This is a genomic window from Streptomyces abyssomicinicus (assembly GCF_008974245.1).
GTDB classification, from domain to species: Bacteria; Actinomycetota; Actinomycetes; order Streptomycetales; family Streptomycetaceae; genus Streptomyces; species Streptomyces abyssomicinicus.
Window position 1 is genome coordinate 1 of the sequence record NZ_BBZI01000016.1, and the last position, 16,153, is coordinate 16,153.

Consider the following 16,153-nt stretch of genomic DNA (forward strand, 5'->3'; position numbering starts at 1 on the left):
GGCTGGGATTGCCTTGGGCTTTCGGACCAGGTCCGTCCGCCTTTCGACATTCACTACGCTAACCGACTCCCCAGCGAAACTCATAATCGAGTCCGGCCGTTCGAATTACAGGCGTGCGGGCACGCAAGAATTCGCCCCGCTGAAGGGGAGAAGTGAGTAGTGGAGTGGCCGCACACGGTGAGGGCAGAACACCCGCCGTGTCTTGCGGCTCGGGCTACCTTACGGACCCCGAGGGTCCGAGTCAAGCCCATCGTCAGGGGCAGTCGGGCGGAGGCCTCCGGCTGGTCAGCGGTACCCGGGATCGGGCGTCCCTGTGCTCCCTGTGTCGGCCGCCCCTGCATGGGAGTCGTTGCGTACCTGGTCGGAAGGGGCGGGGCACCGGCGAGGGGTCGTGAGCGGGGAACCCCTCGCCGCGGGGGCCTCCGCGGCGCCGAAGGGCTCGGCCCAAGTCCAGCACCGGGACCCGGCGCGCGGGATTCTGGCCAGTTCCTTTCCATGACAGGCCGGAAGTCGACCGTCCGTCCGGGTGAGTCCGGCACCCTCGACGCCCTCGTCGGCACGGAGCGGCACTCACCGGCACACGCGCACCGCGGGCTCAGGCTCTGGCGGACGGCCTGGCCCTCGGGCTCAGCCGGTAGGCCGAGACCGTCGGGTCACCCGCCAGATAGAAGCGGTGCTGCCAGTCGTGGGCCTTGCTCACGCCGACCCGAGGGCCGACGCGCACCAGCTCGGCGGGGACCGGTTCCCCTTCGGACAGCGTGACCGCGGGGCCCGTCAGGAGATCCGCGCCGTCGTGCTCCGCCGTGATGCCGAGTGCCTGGCAGAGGTTTCCCGGCCCCCGCGCGAGACGCGGCCCCTCGACCGTGTCTCCTCGCCGCTCGCGCGCCAGGTCCTCGCCCTCGATGACCCTGCCCGCCCGGATGAGGACGGCGGAGGCGATGCCGTCCGTCCCGGTGACGATGTTGGCGCACCAGTGCAGACCGTGGGACCGGTAGACGTACATGTGCCCCGCCGGCCCGAACATGACGGCGTTGCGTGGCGTCCTGCCCCGGTAGGCGTGGGAGGCGGGGTCGGCGGCACCGGAGTACGCCTCGGTTTCCGTGACGGCGATGCTCACGGTTCCCTCGGGGCTCTCGTGGGTGAGGACGGCGCCGAGCAGCTTCGGGGCGACTTCCTCAGCGGCTTGGGCGAGGTCTTCGACGTTCATGCCGGCCGCCTCGAAGCGACACCCTGGGTGCCGCGGGCGACGGGCCCGTCGAAGTGGGACCTGGGCGGGGGCGTACGGTCGAGGCGCGCGATCATGTCCTCCGAGATTACTGGAGGGGCACCGATCGCAGGTGGGGCCGCGGATGCGGAGGAAGTCGGTCCGCCATGTGGGGATCCGGAGGTCAGGAACCGTCCCACGGCCCCACGCGTTACCAGTAGTCGTCAGCAAGCACAGATTGCAGGGCGACTGAGCGGGCGCGGACCCACGGGGGCGCCTGGAGAGAGGGAGACAGATGGGGTTCAAGAAGCTGCTCGCCAGTCTCGGGGCCGGCGGCGCCTCGGTGGAGACCGTGCTGACCGAGGTCAACGTGGTTCCCGGCGGCGTGGTCCAGGGTGAGGTGCGGATCCAGGGCGGTTCCGTCGACCAGCAGATCGAAGGGCTTGCGGTCGGTCTCCAGGCGCAGGTGGAGGTCGAGGGCGGTGACAACCAGGAGCACCGGCAGAACATCGAGTTCCTGAAGGTGCCGTTGGGCGGAGCCTTCCAGCTGCAGGCCGGTGCCACGCACGTGGTGCCGTTCGGCATCGACATCCCGTGGGAGACCCCGATCACGATGATCGAGGGCGCGCCCCTGCGCGGCATGCATGTCGGTGTGACCACGGAGCTGGCCATCGCGCGGGCCGTGGACTCCTCCGACCTCGACCCGGTGAACGTGCACCCGCTGCCGGCGCAGAAGGCGATCATGGACGCCTTCGTCCGGCTGGGCTTCCGCTTCAAGAACGCCGACCTGGAGCGCGGGCACATCCGCGGCACCCGGCAGCAGCTGCCGTTCTACCAGGAGATCGAGTTCCTTCCCCCGCAGCAGTACCGCGGCCTGAACCAGGTGGAGGTCAGCTTCGTCGCCGACCAGTCGGAGATGGACGTCGTCCTGGAGATGGACAAGAAGCCGGGGCTGTTCAGCGAGGGCAGCGACACCTTCCGCTCGTTCAAGGTGAGCCTCCACGACTACCAGGCGACCGATTGGGCGGCGTACCTCAACCAGTGGCTGTCCGAGGTCGGCAGCAGGCGCAACTGGTTCTAGGCTCGGCGGGGACAAGCAGTAGGACCGAGTCTTTCTGAAACACAGCCAGGAGGTACCCAGGTGACCGAGTCCACCAGGCCGCCGCTGCCGCACGACTTCCACCCGCAGGTGCCGTCGTTCTCGGTGACGAGTGACGACGTCGAGGCGGGCGGCACGCTCGCGCGGGCGCAGGTGCACGCGGCGGGCAACACCTCGCCGCACTTGCGCTGGGAGGGCTTCCCGCCGCAGACCAAGAGCTTCGCGGTGACCTGCTTCGACCCGGACGCGCCGACCGGCAGCGGCTTCTGGCACTGGGTGCTGTTCGACATCCCGGCCGGCGTGACCGAGCTTCCGGCCGGTGCGGGGTCGGGGAAGTTCGAGGGCCTGCCCGAGGGCGCCGTGCACGTGCGCAACGACTACGGCACCCGCGACTTCGGCGGTGCCGCGCCGCCGCCCGGGGACGGACCGCACCGCTACGTGTTCACCGTCTACGCCGTCGACCAGGAAAACCTCGGTCCCGACGCGGACACCAGTGCGGCGGCTGTCGGATTCAATCTGCGCTTCCACACACTGGCCCGGGCCCAGCTGATCGGCGAGTACGAGGTGCCGGCGGGAAGCTGAGTCGGTCTCGGTGCCGTACGGCACGTTTGCCCGCCCCTGGTCTTGGAAGTGATCAGGGGCGGGCTTCTTTTTCTGCCGTAGGGGCGGCGGATATTGCGTTGTCCCTTGCGGCACGCCCGGCCAGAGTGGGATTCCGGCCTGCCAGGGGGGCGGCCGGCACACGAGAGGTGGGCTGGTTGTGCGGGACACGCTGGTGCTGAACGCGAGCTTCGAGCCGTTGTCGACGGTGACGCTCAACCGCGCCGTGGTGCTGGTGCTCCAGGACAAGGCGGTCGTGGAGCAGGCCCACCCCGATCTGCGGATGCGGGGCGCGGCGGTCGAGATACCCGCGCCGCGGGTGATCAGGCTCTGCCGGTACGTCAGGGTGCCGTTCCGAAGACAAGCGCCATGGTCGAGGCGGGGTGTGCTGGTGCGGGACAGGCACCGGTGCGCCTACTGCGGTGGCCGTGCGACCACCGTCGACCACGTGGTGCCCCGGGCCCAGGGCGGCAGGGACTCCTGGCTGAACACCGTGGCCTCCTGCGCCGAGGACAACCACCGCAAGGCCGACCGGACGCCGGAGCAGGCCGGAATGCCGTTGCTGCGGGAGCCGTTCGAGCCGACGCCGGCCGACGCGATGCTGCTGGCGATGGGTGGGAGGGGCGATCTCGACGATCTGCCGGACTGGCTGGCCGTCCGGGCGGCCGCCTGAGTCCCGCCGGCGCACGGCCGAGGGCCCGTCACCCCGGGCGGGGTGACGGGCCCTCGGCCGTGCGCCGGTCGCGGTCCGGTCCCGGACGCAGCGGCGTCGGGTGTCCGGACGCGTGCGTCGGGCGTCCGGACGTCGTCAGTCGATGGTCGGCTTCTCGAGGCGGTCGGCGCCACCGGACGCGGGCCTGGGCACGGAGCCGGGTGAACCGCCGTTCTGCGGGGTGAAGTTGCCGAGGGCGCCGCCGAGGCCCTTGAGGGCGTCGCCGATCTCGCTGGGCACGATCCAGAGCTTGTTGGCGTCTCCCTGGGCGATCTCCGGGAGCATCTTCAGGTACTGGTAGGCGAGCAGCTTCTGGTCCGGGTCGCCCGCGTGGATGGACTCGAAGACCGTACGGATCGCCTGGGCCTCACCCTCGGCGCGGAGCGCGGCGGCCTTGGCCTCACCCTCGGCGCGCAGGATCTGCGACTGCTTCTCGCCCTCGGCGCGCAGGATCTCGGACTGCCGGACACCTTCGGCCTGGAGGATCGCGGCGCGCTTGTCACGGTCGGCGCGCATCTGCTTCTCCATCGAGTCCTGGATGGAGGTGGGCGGCTCGATGGCCTTGAGCTCGACGCGGTTGACGCGGATGCCCCACTTGCCGGTGGCCTCGTCGAGGACGCCGCGCAGGGCGGCGTTGATCTCCTCGCGGGAGGTGAGGGTCCGCTCGAGGTCCATGCCGCCGATGATGTTGCGGAGCGTGGTGACGGTGAGCTGCTCGATGGCCTGGATGTAGCTGGCCACCTCGTAGGTGGCGGCCCGGGCGTCGGTGACCTGGTAATAGATCACCGTGTCGATGTTGACGACCAGGTTGTCCTGGGTGATCACCGGCTGGGGCGGGAACGGGACGACCTGCTCACGGAGGTCGATGCGGTTGCGGATGGTGTCGATGAACGGCACCACGATGTTGAGTCCCGCGTTGAGGGTGCGGGTGTAGCGGCCGAATCGCTCGACGATCGCGGCGCTGGCCTGCGGAATGACTTGGATGGTCTTGATCAGGGCGATGAAGACCAACACCACCAGAATGACCAGGACGATGATGACCGGTTCCATCGTGGCTCCCCGTACCCCTCTCGGCCGCGTCGCGGGCGGCGGATGGCGTGGTTGTCGAAGATCTTTCCGCCCGAGTCTCGCAGACCCCGGTGACCGCTGGGGCGGGTTCCGGCCACTTGCCCGATTCGCCGGACGGACGCCGGAGCCGGCGGATCACCGGACTCGGCCGGCGCGCCTTACGCGCCTGCGGGCCTGCGGGCCTGCGCGCCTACAGGACGACGGCGGTCGCGCCCTCGATGTCGACGACGTCCACCTCCTCGCCCGTCTCGTAGGCCCGGCCCGGTTCCAGGGCGCGTGCGGACCACACCTCCCCGGCGAGCTTGATCCGCCCGCCCTGTGAGTCCACCCGCTCGAGGACGACCGCCCGGCGTCCGCGCAACGCGTCGACCCCGGTGGAGAGTTGGGGCCGGGATTTGTGCCGGGCTGCGATGGGGCGGACCACCGCGATCAGCGCCACGGAGACGACCACGAAGGCGGCCACCTGGAGCACGATGCCGCCGCCTAGGCCCCGGGTGATCGCCGCGGCGATCGCGCCGACGGCGAGCATGCCGAGTTCGGGCATCGCTGTGATCACCAGGGCGATGCCGAGCACCGCCGCCGCCACCAGCCACCAGACCCACGCGTCGATGTCCACCCGCTCATGGTAGGACCGCGCCCCCGTCGCGGACAGAGCGCGAACGGGGGCGCGGAAAAGGGCTCGGACGGGACCCGGTGCGGGCTCGGCCCTGGACTCACCGGGACGTGACCCGGTCGCGGGCGGCGGCTAGGCGAGCGGCAGGCCGTGGGCGGTCCAGCGGTCGCCGACCTGCTCGACGACCAGGGGCAGGCCGAAGCAGTGGGAGAGGTTGCGGGAGGTCAGTTCCAGCTCGATGGGGCCGGCGGTGAGGACCTCGCCCTGGCGGATCATCAGGACGTGGGTGAAGCCGGGGGCGATCTCCTCGACGTGGTGGGTCACCATGATCATCGAGGGGGCGATCGGGTCACGGGCCAGACGGCCGAGGCGGCGCACCAGGTCCTCGCGTCCGCCGAGGTCGAGGCCGGCGGCGGGCTCGTCGAGGAGGAGCAGCTCGGGGTCGGTCATCAGAGCGCGGGCGATCAGGGTGCGCTTGCGCTCGCCCTCGGAGAGGGTGCCGAACTTGCGGTCCATGAAGCCGGTCATGCCGAGGCGGTCGAGGAACGCGACGGCGCGCTCCTTGTCGACGTCCTCGTACTCCTCCTGCCAGGCGGCCGTCATGCCGTAGGCGGCGGTGAGCACGGTCTGCAGGACGGTCTGGCGCTTGGGCAGCTTCTCCGCCATGCCGATGCCGGCCACGCCGATGCGGGGGCGCAGCTCGAAGACGTCGGTGCCCGGCCTGCCGAGGGTCTCGCCGAGGATGGTGGCGGTGCCCTTGCTCGGGTAGACGTAGCTGGAGGCGACGTTGAGCAGGGTGGTCTTGCCCGCGCCGTTGGGGCCGAGGATGACCCAGCGCTCCCCCTCCTTCACCGACCAGGAGACCCGGTCCACCAGAGCCCGGCCCTCCCGGACCACGGATACGCCCTCAAGCTCCAGAACATCGCTCATCAGCGCGCTGTCTCCCCTTGCGTTCTCGGCCCTCCCCGTCGTGACGGCGGCGGCCGGTGTCGGCTGTCGTGTGCGCCGGCGGGCGCAGCCCTTTCGGAAAAATCTACGCCACCCGGTGTCCTGGGGAATCCAGTGGGACGGTCCTTAGGCTGGGCGCATGCTCACGGAACCACGTGCCGGGCGCCTGACCGCCTGGGGAAATGCCCTTCTTGCCCATCTCGTCCCGCCTGACGACGCGGTGGCCGGGATTGTCGGGGACGACGCGCTGCACCGGGTCGAGGGCCTGCCCGGGGAGGACGCCCCGGTCGGTCTGTCGCTGGCGCTCGGGCGGCTGCGCGCGCTGGGGGCCACCGGACTGCGGCTGGCGCTGCCCGCGCCGGGGCACCCGCTGGGGCTGAGCGGGCCCGCGGAGTTCAACGCGCGGGCGCTGGAGGCGGAGGAGGCCGTCGTCTGCCACGGGGTGGCGCTGGGGCTGGTGCCGGAGGTGTACGAGGCCGGGCCCGAGGGCGCGGGTGACGCCGCGGACGTGCACGTGGAGGTCGTCTGGCGCTGTCTGCCGGTGCGGGAGGGGCCGCCGGCCGACGTGCCGTCGCTGGGTGAGGCGGAACGGGAGCTGGCGGAGGCGCTGCGGGAGGCGACCGAGGTGCTGACGCGGCTGGACGTGGCGGCGTCGGGTCCGGTGGCGGAGGCGGCGCTGGACGCGTACCGGGCGCGGGCGGAGCGGGTGCACGGGCGTGACGCGCTGGCTCCGGGTTATCCGCCCCGGGCCGCGCGGGTGCTGCGGCTGGCCGAGCGGGTGGGGCTGCTGGTCTCACTGGCGTACGAGCGGGGGCACGGGGGCGCGGTGAGCGCCGGGGAGATGGCGGCGCGGCGGGAGGCGCTGCGGCCGGTGGAGCGGACGGCCCGGCGGGCGATGGTCGCCGCGTACAACGCGGCGGTGGAGGAACGTCACCGCGGGTGACGGCCACCGGGGGCACCGGCCCGCGGGCCGCTCCCGCCACGGCCGTGCGAGGAGGGCGCCGGACCCTGCGGCGGGCCCGCGCCGTCGTGCGGGCCCGCTCCTCGCCGCCTCAGCGGCGGCCGGGCCGCCCCTCGCGCGATGCGCCGGCCCCCGCAAAGGCCACCGGCCCCCGGGCCAGGCCCCTCGCTCGCCGCAGCGGCCCCAGGACCCGGCCCCGGCCCCGGCCTTGTCCCCAGCCAGGGCCGACCCTCGCCGCCTCTGCGGCAACCAGCCCCTCGCGCGGCGGGCCGGCCCCCGCAGAGGCCACCGACCTCGGGCCAGGCCCCTCGCTCGCCGCAGCGGCCCCAGGACCCGGCCCCGGCCCCGGCCCGGCCTTGCCCCCAGCCAGGGCCGGGGCCTCGCCGCCTCTGCGGCAACCAGCCCCTCGCGCGGTGCGTCGGCCCCCGCGCCGGGGCCCGCGCGAGCCGTGCCCCCGGAACCCGGGCCCCACGCGGCGCTGCCGGGTGGGCCCCGGGCATCAGGAGTGGTCGTTGCGGACCGCCCAGAGGGCGGCCTGCGTGCGGTCGGCGACGTCGAGCTTCATGAGGATGTTGGAGACGTGCGTCTTGACCGTCTTCTCGCTGAGGAAGAGCGAGCGGGCGATCTCGCGGTTGGAGCGGCCGTCGGCGATCAGGCCCAGGACGTCCCGCTCCCTCTCGGTGAGGGTGGCGCCCCGGCCTTCGCCCGCGCCCTCCTCCTGGGAGAGGAGGGCCTCGGCGACCTCCGGCTGGAGGACGGTCTGGCCCGCGTGGACCGAGCGGATGGCCTTGGCGAGGGCGTCGGGGTCGACGTCCTTGTAGAGGTATCCGGCGGCGCCCGCCCGCAGCGCGGGGACCACGGTGCGGCGCTCGGTGAAGCTGGTCACCACCAGGACGCGGGCCGGGTTGCCCAGGGCGCGCAGGCGGCGCAGGGCCTCGATGCCGTCGGAGCCGGGCATCCGGATGTCCAGCAGGACGACGTCGGGCCGCAGCTCCTCCGCGCGGGCGACGCCCTCCTCGCCGTCCGCGGCCTCGCCGACGACCTCGATGTCGTCCTGCACCTCGAGGAAGGTGCGCAGTCCTCGCCGGACCACCTGGTGGTCGTCGACGAGCAGGACCTTGACCGGGTCAGCCACCGGGAACCTCCATCTCCACGACGGCGCCCTCACCGGGCGCCGATCTGACCGTGAGGGTGCCGCCCACGCCGGTGGCGCGGTCCCGCATGGAGACCAGGCCGAGGTGCCGGCCCGCTGTGAGCACGGCCTCCGGCGCGAATCCCCGGCCGTCGTCGCCGACCCGCAGCACGGCCTTGGGCCCGCGGCGTTCCAGGACGACCTCGACGTTGCGCGGGTCGCCGTGCCGGAGGGCGTTGTGCAGGGCCTCCTGGGCGACGCGCAGCAGCGCGGCCTCCTGCGCGGCGGGCAGGGCGCGCACGTCGTGGCTGGTGAAGGAGACCCGGGCGGTGTGGGCGCGGTCGAGGACCTGGATCTGGCTGCGCAGGGTGGCGACCAGGCCGTCCTCGTCGAGTGCGGCGGGCCGCAGTTCGATCACCGCGGCGCGCAGTTCGTCGGTGGCCTCGGCGGCCAGTGCGGCGACCTCGCCCATGGCCTCCTTGGCGCGGGCGGGCGCCCGGTCGATCAGGGTGGCGGCGGCCTGGGCGGTGAGGCGGAGTGAGAACAGCTTCTGGCTGACCGCGTCGTGCAGCTCGTGGGCGAGGCGGGAGCGCTCCTCGGCGATGGTGAGCTCGCGGCTGCGCTCGTAGAGGCGCGCGTTGGTGAGGGCGATGGCGGCGTGCTGGGCGAAGAGGGACAGCAGTTCCTCGTCCTCCTCTGTGAAGCCGCAGGCGTCGGGCTCGGCCGCGGGGGCCCGCGGACCGGCCCCCACGGGGCCCGCCCCCTCCTGGTCCGTGCTCTGCCCCTCCGTCGCGCCCCCGGCCGTCGTCTCCCCTTCCGTCGCCGCCTCGTGCGTCCTCTCCTTGTTCGCCAGGTAGAGGGCGCCGAGGATCTCGTCGCCGTCGCGGATCGGCATGCCGAGGAAGTCGGTCATCTCCGGGTGGGCTGCGGGCCAGCCCTCGAAGCGGGGGTCGGCGCGGACGTCGTCGAGGCGCTGCGGGCCCTCGTGCAGCATGGCGGCGAGGATGCCGTGCTGGCGCGGGAGGGGGCCGATGGCCTTCCAGGTCCGCTCGTCGACGCCGTCGACCACGAAGCGGGCGAAGCCGCCGCAGTCGTCGGGCACACCCAGGGCGGCGTAGCGGGCGCCGAGCAGCTCGCGGGCGCGGGAGACGATCGTCTTGAGGACGTCCCCCACCTCCAGGCGCCGGCTCATGGCCAGCAGCGCGTCGCTGACGGCGGCCAGGCCGGCGGGCGAGCGGGTGGTGCCTTCGTTCATGGCGGTCACGCTACCGGCGGCCCGGGTGGGCCGGATCGGTCGCGAGGACCAGGAGCAGACCGGTCCCCGGTCCCGGAGCGGCCCCGGACTCCCTCCGAAATCCACTGACAGAACGCATTGCGCAAGCAACCGTGCGTGAGGCGGCAGGGGGCGCCGTGTGAGGCCGTCCACGAGACGGCCGTCACGTACGAAGGACGATAGGAGACAAGCTGGACATAGTTGCCCCGCCTGAACTGGCTTTAGATCACCGTCTGTCCCGATTTGCCGGATACGTTCTCCTACCCGGGATCGTAGATCACATGATTGCCAGGCCGTTTTGCGATCGCTAAGAATTGCTCATGTCGCTCACCGCAGCGGATTCGTCCGCGGCGCAGCCACGCCCCTCGGGTGCACTTCCGTCCGGCCCGTCCGGACAGTCCGAACCCCCGGACGCCGAGCGACCTCCGCGCAACGAATGAGGTTCCATGCCGAAGTTCAACCTTTCCGCTTACCGCACCGCCGCCACCAAGAAGCAGATGCAGAAGGTCGGCATCGCGGGTGCCGGTGCGCTGAGCGCCGCGGCTCTCGCCTTCACCGTCGTCCCGGCCAGCGCCGAGACCACCACCAACGAGGCCGCCCAGGCCCAGCCGGTGGTCTACAGCGCCGGTCAGATCCAGAACGTGAAGGCCGACATCGCCGACCAGGCCGCGGGTGCGAGCGTGAAGGCCGAGGCCGTGGCCGCCCAGCAGGCGGAGCAGAAGGCCGAGGAGAAGAAGGCCGCCGACGAGGCCGCTGCCAAGAAGGCCGCTGCCGAGAAGGCCGCCAAGGAGCGCCAGGAGAAGGAAGCCAGCCGTTCCGCCGCCCGTCCGGTCGCCAAGAAGGCCGAGACGAAGAAGGTCTACGCGAACAACCTGGACGGTTGGATCCGCGAGGCCCTCGACATCATGGACAAGAACGACATTCCGGGCTCGTACCACGGTCTGTACAAGAACATCATCCGAGAGTCTTCGGGCAACCCGAAGGCGATCAACCTCTGGGACATCAACGCCAAGAACGGCATCCCGTCCAAGGGCCTGCTGCAGGTGATCCCGCCGACCTTCGAGACGTACCACGTCAAGGGCACGCCGGACGACATCTACCACCCGGTGGCCAACATCGTGGCCGCGGCCAACTACGCCGCCGACCGTTACGGCACCATCGACAACGTCAACAGCGCGTACTGAGGCAGGCGCGGACCTCAGAGCGACAACCGCTGACGTTGAAAGGGCGGCACCCCACCGGGGTGCCGCCCTTGCGTCATGTCCGGAGACCCGCTTCAGGCGCGGACCGGCCGGATCACTTGCGCATGACCTCCGGCTCGTGCCGGCGCAGGAAGCGGGCCACGAAGAAGCCGCAGACGGCGCCGAGGCCGATGAGCGCGATCATGTCCAGCGACCATGTGCCGAGGGTGTGCTCCCACAGCGGGTCGTTCGCCGTGCCGGGCTCCGGCGGGGCGATGCGGTTGAAGTCGAGCGTGGCGCCCGCCGCCGCGACCGCCCAGCGCGAGGGCATCAGGTACGAGAACTCGTTGACGCCCGGTGTGCCGTGCAGGGCGAAGAGGCAGCCGGTGAAGACCACCTGGATGATCGAGAACATGACGAGCAGCGGCATGGTCTTCTCGGCCGTCTTCACCAGCGCCGAGATGATCAGACCGAACATCATCGAGGTGAACCCCAGGCCCATGATCGGCAGCGAGAGCTCGACCAGCGCCATGCCCTTGAGCAGCAGCCCCTCCTCGGGGATCTCGCGGTTCGCGAAGCCGATCACGCCCACCAGCAGACCCTGGAAGACCGTGATCAGGCCCAGCACGAAGACCTTGGACATCAGGTACGCCGACCGGGACAGGCCGGTGGCCCGCTCCCGCTCGTAGATCACCCGTTCCTTGATCAGTTCACGGACCGAGTTGGCGGCGCCCGCGAAGCAGGCGCCGACCGCGAGGATCAGCAGGACGGTGGTGGCCGTGCCGTTGGGGACGATCCGCCCGGTCTGCGGGTTCAGCGGGTTGGGCAGCAGTCCGCGGTCCGGATTGATGAGCAGGCTCACCGCGCCGATTACGGCCGGCAGGATCACCATCAGCGCCAGGAAGCCTCGGTCCGAGGCGATCACCGAGGCATAGCGGCGGACCAGCGTCAGGAACTGGGAGAACCAGCCCTGCGGCTTGGGGGGCCGGATGGCCTGCGGCGGCGCGTACGCCGTCTGCGGAGCCACCGCGTCGAGGTCGGCGGCGTACGTCTGGTAGTGCTGCGAGCCCTTCCAGCGGCCCGCCCAGTCGTAGTCGCGGTAGTTCTCGAAGGCGGAGAAGACGTCGGCCCAGGTGGAGTAGCCGAAGAAGTTGAGGGCCTCGTCCGGCGGGCCGAAGTAGGCCACCGCGCCGCCGGGCGCCATCACCAGGAGCTTGTCGCAGATGGCCAGCTCGGCCACCGAGTGGGTGACCACCAGGACCGTGCGGCCGTCGTCGGCCAGGCCGCGGAGCAGCTGCATCACGTCGCGGTCCATGCCCGGGTCGAGGCCGGAGGTGGGCTCGTCCAGGAAGATCAGCGACGGCTTGGTCAGCAGCTCCAGCGCCACCGAGACGCGCTTGCGCTGGCCGCCGGAGAGCGAGGTGACCTTCTTGTCCTTGTGCACGTCGAGCTTGAGCTCGCGCAGCACCTCGTCGATCCGGGCCGCGCGCTCGGCGGACGTGGTGTCCGCGGGGAAGCGGAGCTTGGCCGCGTAGCCGAGGGCCTTCTTGACGGTGAGCTCCTTGTGCAGGATGTCGTCCTGCGGGACCAGACCGATGCGCTGGCGGAGCTCGGCGAACTGCTTGTACAGGTTCCGGTTGTCGTAGAGGACGTCGCCCTGGTCTGCGGGCCGGTAGCCGGTGAGGGCCTTGAGCAGGGTCGACTTGCCGGAACCGGACGGGCCGATCACCGCGACCAGCGACTTCTCGGGGACGGCGAACGAGACGTCCTTGAGGATCTGCTTGCCGCCGTCGACGGTCACCGTGAGGTGGCGGGCCGAGAAGCTGACCTCGCCGGTGTCGACGAACTCCTCCAGCCGGTCGCCGACCAGCCGGAACGTCGAGTGGCCCACGCCGATGACGTCGGACGGGCCGAGGACCCGGGTACCGCCCTTGGGTATCGGCTGGCCGTTGACGTAGGTGCCGTTGTGCGAGCCGAGGTCGCGGATCTCGCAGCGGCCGTCGGGCATGGCGTGGAACTCGGCGTGGTTCCGGGAGACCTGGAGGTCGGAGACGACCAGCTCGTTCTCCAGGGCGCGGCCGATGCGCATCACCCGGCCGAGGGCCAGCTGGTGGAAGGTGGTGGGGCTGCGTTCCGCGTGGACCGGGTGCGCGCCGGCGGGGCCCGCCTGGTGCGGGAACGGCGGCTGCGACTGCTGCTGCGGCTGCGGCGGCCGGGGGCCCCAGCCGCCGGCCTGCGGGGGCTGCGGTGTCTGCGGGGGCTGCTGCGGCGCGCCGCCCTGGTAGGGCTGCGGCTGCGCGTGCGGCGCGGCGGGCTGCGGCTGGGCCTGCGCCGGCGCCGAGGCGTGCTGCAGCGGCTGCGCGGCCGGAGCGGCCGCGGCGGTATTCAGCCGCGGGCCGTCGGTCGCGTTGCCGAGATGGACCGGGGTGCCGGGCTCGAGCCGCGTCCGCTGGACCCGCTGCCCCCGCACGAAGGTGCCGTTGGTGGAACCGTGGTCCTCGAGCACCCAGCCACCGTCGGCGTGGCTGACGGTGGCGTGGCGCCAGGAGACCCTGGCGTCGTCGAGGACCAAGTCCCCTTGCGGGTCCCGGCCGATCGTGTAGGACCTGGACGAATCGAGCGTCCACGTCCGTCCGTTGAATTCGAGTACGAGTTCTGGCACTCCATGCCCCACTGAGTTGTCCCCCGAATTGGCCCCCGACACAGGGAGTCCAGGGAAGTCGAACGTCCGGGGGAACTATCCCAGGCGACGAGGGGCGACCGGAAGCGGGACCCATGGACAGGTACCGAATCGCCATCTTCACCGGACCCGGCGATGACGCGAAAGCGGGCAGAGGGGGTCCAACCGTGCGATCGGACGGGGCCGCACCCGCGCCTTTCCGGCCGCGGGGGCGGCCGCGGCCCGGCCGCGGGGGCGGCGGACGGCGGCGCTCGGCGGGAGGCGACGAGGTGGGGGGGCCGGGGCGTCCGGGTGGCGGACCGGTGGGGCGGACGGGGCGGGTGGGCGGATACGGTGGGAGGACCATGAGCGCTGCGCAGAACTCCGACGTCCCCACTCTCCTCGTCAAGATTTTCGGCAAGGACCGCCCCGGGACCACCGCCGGTCTGTTCGAGACCCTCACCGCCTACCGTGTCGACGTCGTCGACATCGAGCAGGTCGTCATCCGCGGCCGGATGGTGCTCTGCGCCCTGATCACCCCGCCGCCCGCCGGTCAGGAGGGCGATCTGCGGGCCGCCGTCCACAGCTGGGCCGGGTCGGTCAAGCTGGAGGCGGAGATCCTCTCCGGCACCGGTGACAACCGGCCGCGCGGCAGCGGCCGGTCCATCGTCACCGTGCTGGGCAACCCGCTGACCGCCGGGTCGACCGCCGCGATCACGTCCCGGATCACCGGCGCCGGCGGCAACATCGACCGTATCTTCCGTCTGGCGAAGTACCCGGTGACGGCCGTGGAGTTCGCGGTCTCCGGCGTGGAGACGGCGCCGCTGCGCACCGCCCTGGCGACCGAGGCCGCCGCGCTCGGCGTGGACATCGCGGTGGTGTCGGCGGGGCTGCACCGCCGGGCGCAGCGGCTGGTGGTGATGGACGTGGACTCCACGCTCATCCAGGACGAGGTCATCGAGCTCTTCGCCGCCCATGCCGGCTGCGAGGAGAAGGTCGCCGAGGTGACGGCGGCGGCGATGCGCGGCGAGCTGGACTTCGAGCAGTCGCTGCACGCCCGGGTGGCGCTGCTGGAGGGCCTGGACGCCTCGGTGGTCGAGAAGGTGCGCAGCGAGGTGCGGCTGACGCCGGGCGCGCGCACCCTGGTGCGCACGCTGAAGCGGCTGGGCTACCAGGTGGGCGTGGTGTCGGGCGGCTTCACCCAGGTGACCGACGACCTGAAGGAGCGTCTGGGCCTGGACTTCGCGCAGGCCAACACGCTGGAGATCGTCGACGGCCGGCTGACCGGCCGGGTGATCGGCGAGGTGGTGGACCGCGCGGGCAAGGCGCGGCTGCTGCGCCGGTTCGCGGCGGAGGCGGGGGTGCCGCTGGCCCAGACGGTGGCGATCGGCGACGGCGCCAACGACCTGGACATGCTGAACACGGCGGGTCTGGGTGTCGCCTTCAACGCCAAGCCGGTGGTCCGGGAGGCCGCCCACACGGCGGTGAACGTGCCGTTCCTGGACACGGTGCTCTATCTGCTGGGCATCAGCCGCGAGGAGGTCGAGGCCGCCGACGGGGGCCTCGTCGAGAACTGACCGCCGTCCGCGGTCGGCGGACGGGGCGGGCAAGGGCCGGGCGCGCCGCGCCGGGGGCGGATCCCCGGCGAGGCGCGCCGTTCGTCACTTGGTGGGCGCCCAGTAGTCGGTCAGCGTGCACACGCCCGGTTCCAGGGACTTCCAGGAACCGGTGAAGGTGAGCACCGCGAAGGCGGCGGTGGGGAAACCACGCCGGGCCATCCGCTCCCCCGCGTCGCCCTCGGCGGAGCCCGCCAGCACCTCGGCGAGGCCGTGGACGCCGGGGTTGTGGCCGATCAGGAGGACGTTGCCCGCCTCGTCGGGTGTCTCGTTCAGCACGGCGACGAGCTCGCCGGGGGTCGCCTCGTAGATCCGCTCCTCGTAGACCGTCCGCGGCCGCTGGGGGAACTCGTGCACGGCGAGCTTCCAGGTCTCGCGGGTGCGGTTCGCGGTGGAGCAGAGGGCCAGGTCGAAGGGGATGCCGGAGTCGGCGAGCTTGCGGCCGGCGACCGGGGCGTCCATGCGCCCCCGCTCGGCGAGCGGCCGTTCGTGGTCGGCGACGTCGGGCCAGTCGGCCTTCGCATGCCGGAAAAGGACGATCCTGCGGGGTTCTGCGACGCTCATGGATCCCAGCTTTGCACGAAAGGGGCGGCGAGGCGCTGGGAGTTGGCAGGCGTCACCGGGCCGGGGTGGACGGGCGTGTCAGCGGCCGGCCATCTCCGCCAGCCGGGTCAGCAGTACGCCGCCGCCGGGGCCCGCGCCGGCGGCGGGATCGGCGACCAGCAGGAGCAGCGTCACGAAGGCCAGGACGGGCAGGGCGAGGCCCCACCAGGGCAGCCTGGCGTCGGGGCCGGAGCCGGTGCCCGGAGCGGAGCCGTCACCGGTCGCCGGGGCGGGGCAGGAGGTCGTCGTACGGACCGGCATGATGCCTCCGGATGCTGTAGGGGCGCGTCCCGGCCGTCGCACGGCCGGTGGCCGTCCCAGGGCCACGCTCCGACGCTACGCAACGGGCGTAGTGCGTCACATCCGGTGATCCACCCATTCGACCCTGAGGAACGTCCCCTAGGGGACGTGGGGACAGCCCCACCCTGCCGGCCCCACCCCACTGGCCCCACCCCGCCACCCGAGGCGGGCGTGCGCGGTTCCG

13 protein-coding genes and 3 pseudogenes are annotated in these 16,153 nt (G+C 72.1%); 6 read left to right on the forward strand and 10 right to left on the reverse strand.

The features are described from left to right. Positions 1-595: 595 nt before the first annotated feature. Positions 596-1,302 (reverse strand): annotated as a pseudogene (locus GBN72_RS32520) (DNA-3-methyladenine glycosylase). Positions 1,303-1,499: 197 nt separating this feature from the next. Here GBN72_RS32520 and GBN72_RS32525 point away from each other — a divergent pair. The 3 genes from GBN72_RS32525 (at position 1,500) to GBN72_RS32535 (ending at position 3,576) form a co-directional block, all read left to right on the forward strand. Then, a complete protein-coding gene (locus GBN72_RS32525) occupies positions 1,500-2,285 on the forward strand; it encodes a sporulation protein (protein WP_151775584.1) in 786 nt (261 codons plus the stop codon). A gap of 60 nt (positions 2,286-2,345) precedes the next feature. Then, positions 2,346-2,885 carry a YbhB/YbcL family Raf kinase inhibitor-like protein gene (locus GBN72_RS32530; protein WP_151775585.1) on the forward strand — a complete coding sequence of 180 codons (540 nt, stop codon included), beginning with the start codon at positions 2,346-2,348 and terminating at the stop codon, positions 2,883-2,885. A 178-nt stretch (positions 2,886-3,063) separates the two neighbouring features. Continuing rightward, positions 3,064-3,576, forward strand: a complete 513-nt coding sequence (locus GBN72_RS32535; protein WP_151775586.1) for an HNH endonuclease — start codon at positions 3,064-3,066, stop codon at positions 3,574-3,576. 135 nt (positions 3,577-3,711) lie between these two features. Here GBN72_RS32535 and GBN72_RS32540 read toward each other — a convergent pair whose 3' ends face one another. The 3 genes from GBN72_RS32540 to GBN72_RS32550 form a co-directional block, all read right to left on the reverse strand. Further along, a complete protein-coding gene (locus GBN72_RS32540) occupies positions 3,712-4,665 on the reverse strand; it encodes an SPFH domain-containing protein (protein WP_151775587.1) in 954 nt (317 codons plus the stop codon). A 208-nt stretch (positions 4,666-4,873) separates the two neighbouring features. Next, positions 4,874-5,299 (reverse strand): NfeD family protein, encoded by a 426-nt coding sequence (locus tag GBN72_RS32545; protein WP_151775588.1) that lies wholly within the window; start codon positions 5,297-5,299, stop codon positions 4,874-4,876. A 129-nt stretch (positions 5,300-5,428) separates the two neighbouring features. Beyond that, positions 5,429-6,226 carry an ABC transporter ATP-binding protein gene (locus GBN72_RS32550; RefSeq protein ID WP_151775589.1) on the reverse strand — a complete coding sequence of 266 codons (798 nt, stop codon included), beginning with the start codon at positions 6,224-6,226 and terminating at the stop codon, positions 5,429-5,431. Positions 6,227-6,383: 157 nt separating this feature from the next. On the opposite strand from GBN72_RS32550, the gene GBN72_RS32555 reads away from it, so the two are divergent. Continuing rightward, complete coding sequence (locus GBN72_RS32555; protein WP_151775590.1) at positions 6,384-7,187, forward strand: Rv1486c family protein; 804 nt, start codon at positions 6,384-6,386, stop codon at positions 7,185-7,187. 517 nt (positions 7,188-7,704) lie between these two features. Here GBN72_RS32555 and GBN72_RS32560 read toward each other — a convergent pair. From GBN72_RS32560 to GBN72_RS36250, 3 genes and pseudogenes are all read right to left on the reverse strand, one after another. After that, on the reverse strand, positions 7,705-8,340 hold the full coding sequence (locus tag GBN72_RS32560; RefSeq protein WP_151775591.1) for a response regulator: 636 nt from the start codon (positions 8,338-8,340) through the stop codon (positions 7,705-7,707). After that, positions 8,333-9,052, reverse strand: a pseudogene (locus GBN72_RS36245) (sensor histidine kinase); the annotation flags it as partial. The gene GBN72_RS32560 and the pseudogene GBN72_RS36245, both read right to left, overlap by 8 nt. A 126-nt stretch (positions 9,053-9,178) precedes the next feature. After that, positions 9,179-9,592: pseudogene (locus GBN72_RS36250) on the reverse strand (GAF domain-containing protein); the annotation flags it as partial. A 464-nt stretch (positions 9,593-10,056) separates the two neighbouring features. Here GBN72_RS36250 and GBN72_RS32570 point away from each other — a divergent pair. Continuing rightward, positions 10,057-10,794 carry a transglycosylase SLT domain-containing protein gene (locus GBN72_RS32570; RefSeq protein WP_151775593.1) on the forward strand — a complete coding sequence of 246 codons (738 nt, stop codon included), beginning with the start codon at positions 10,057-10,059 and terminating at the stop codon, positions 10,792-10,794. A 112-nt stretch (positions 10,795-10,906) separates the two neighbouring features. Here the strand turns inward: GBN72_RS32570 and GBN72_RS32575 are convergent, their stop codons facing one another. Further along, positions 10,907-13,453: an FHA domain-containing protein gene (locus tag GBN72_RS32575; protein ID WP_439959844.1), complete on the reverse strand. Its 2,547-nt coding sequence runs from the start codon at positions 13,451-13,453 to the stop codon at positions 10,907-10,909. Positions 13,454-13,815: 362 nt separating this feature from the next. On the opposite strand from GBN72_RS32575, the gene serB reads away from it, so the two are divergent. After that, complete coding sequence (gene serB / locus GBN72_RS32580; protein ID WP_151775595.1) at positions 13,816-15,027, forward strand: phosphoserine phosphatase SerB; 1,212 nt, start codon at positions 13,816-13,818, stop codon at positions 15,025-15,027. 84 nt (positions 15,028-15,111) lie between these two features. Here serB and GBN72_RS32585 read toward each other — a convergent pair whose 3' ends face one another. Further along, positions 15,112-15,630: a SixA phosphatase family protein gene (locus tag GBN72_RS32585; RefSeq protein ID WP_151775596.1), complete on the reverse strand. Its 519-nt coding sequence runs from the start codon at positions 15,628-15,630 to the stop codon at positions 15,112-15,114. 78 nt (positions 15,631-15,708) lie between these two features. After that, entirely contained in the window at positions 15,709-15,930 is a 222-nt protein-coding gene (locus GBN72_RS32590; protein ID WP_151775597.1) for a hypothetical protein, read from the reverse strand. Between the last annotated feature and the right edge of the window lie 223 nt (positions 15,931-16,153).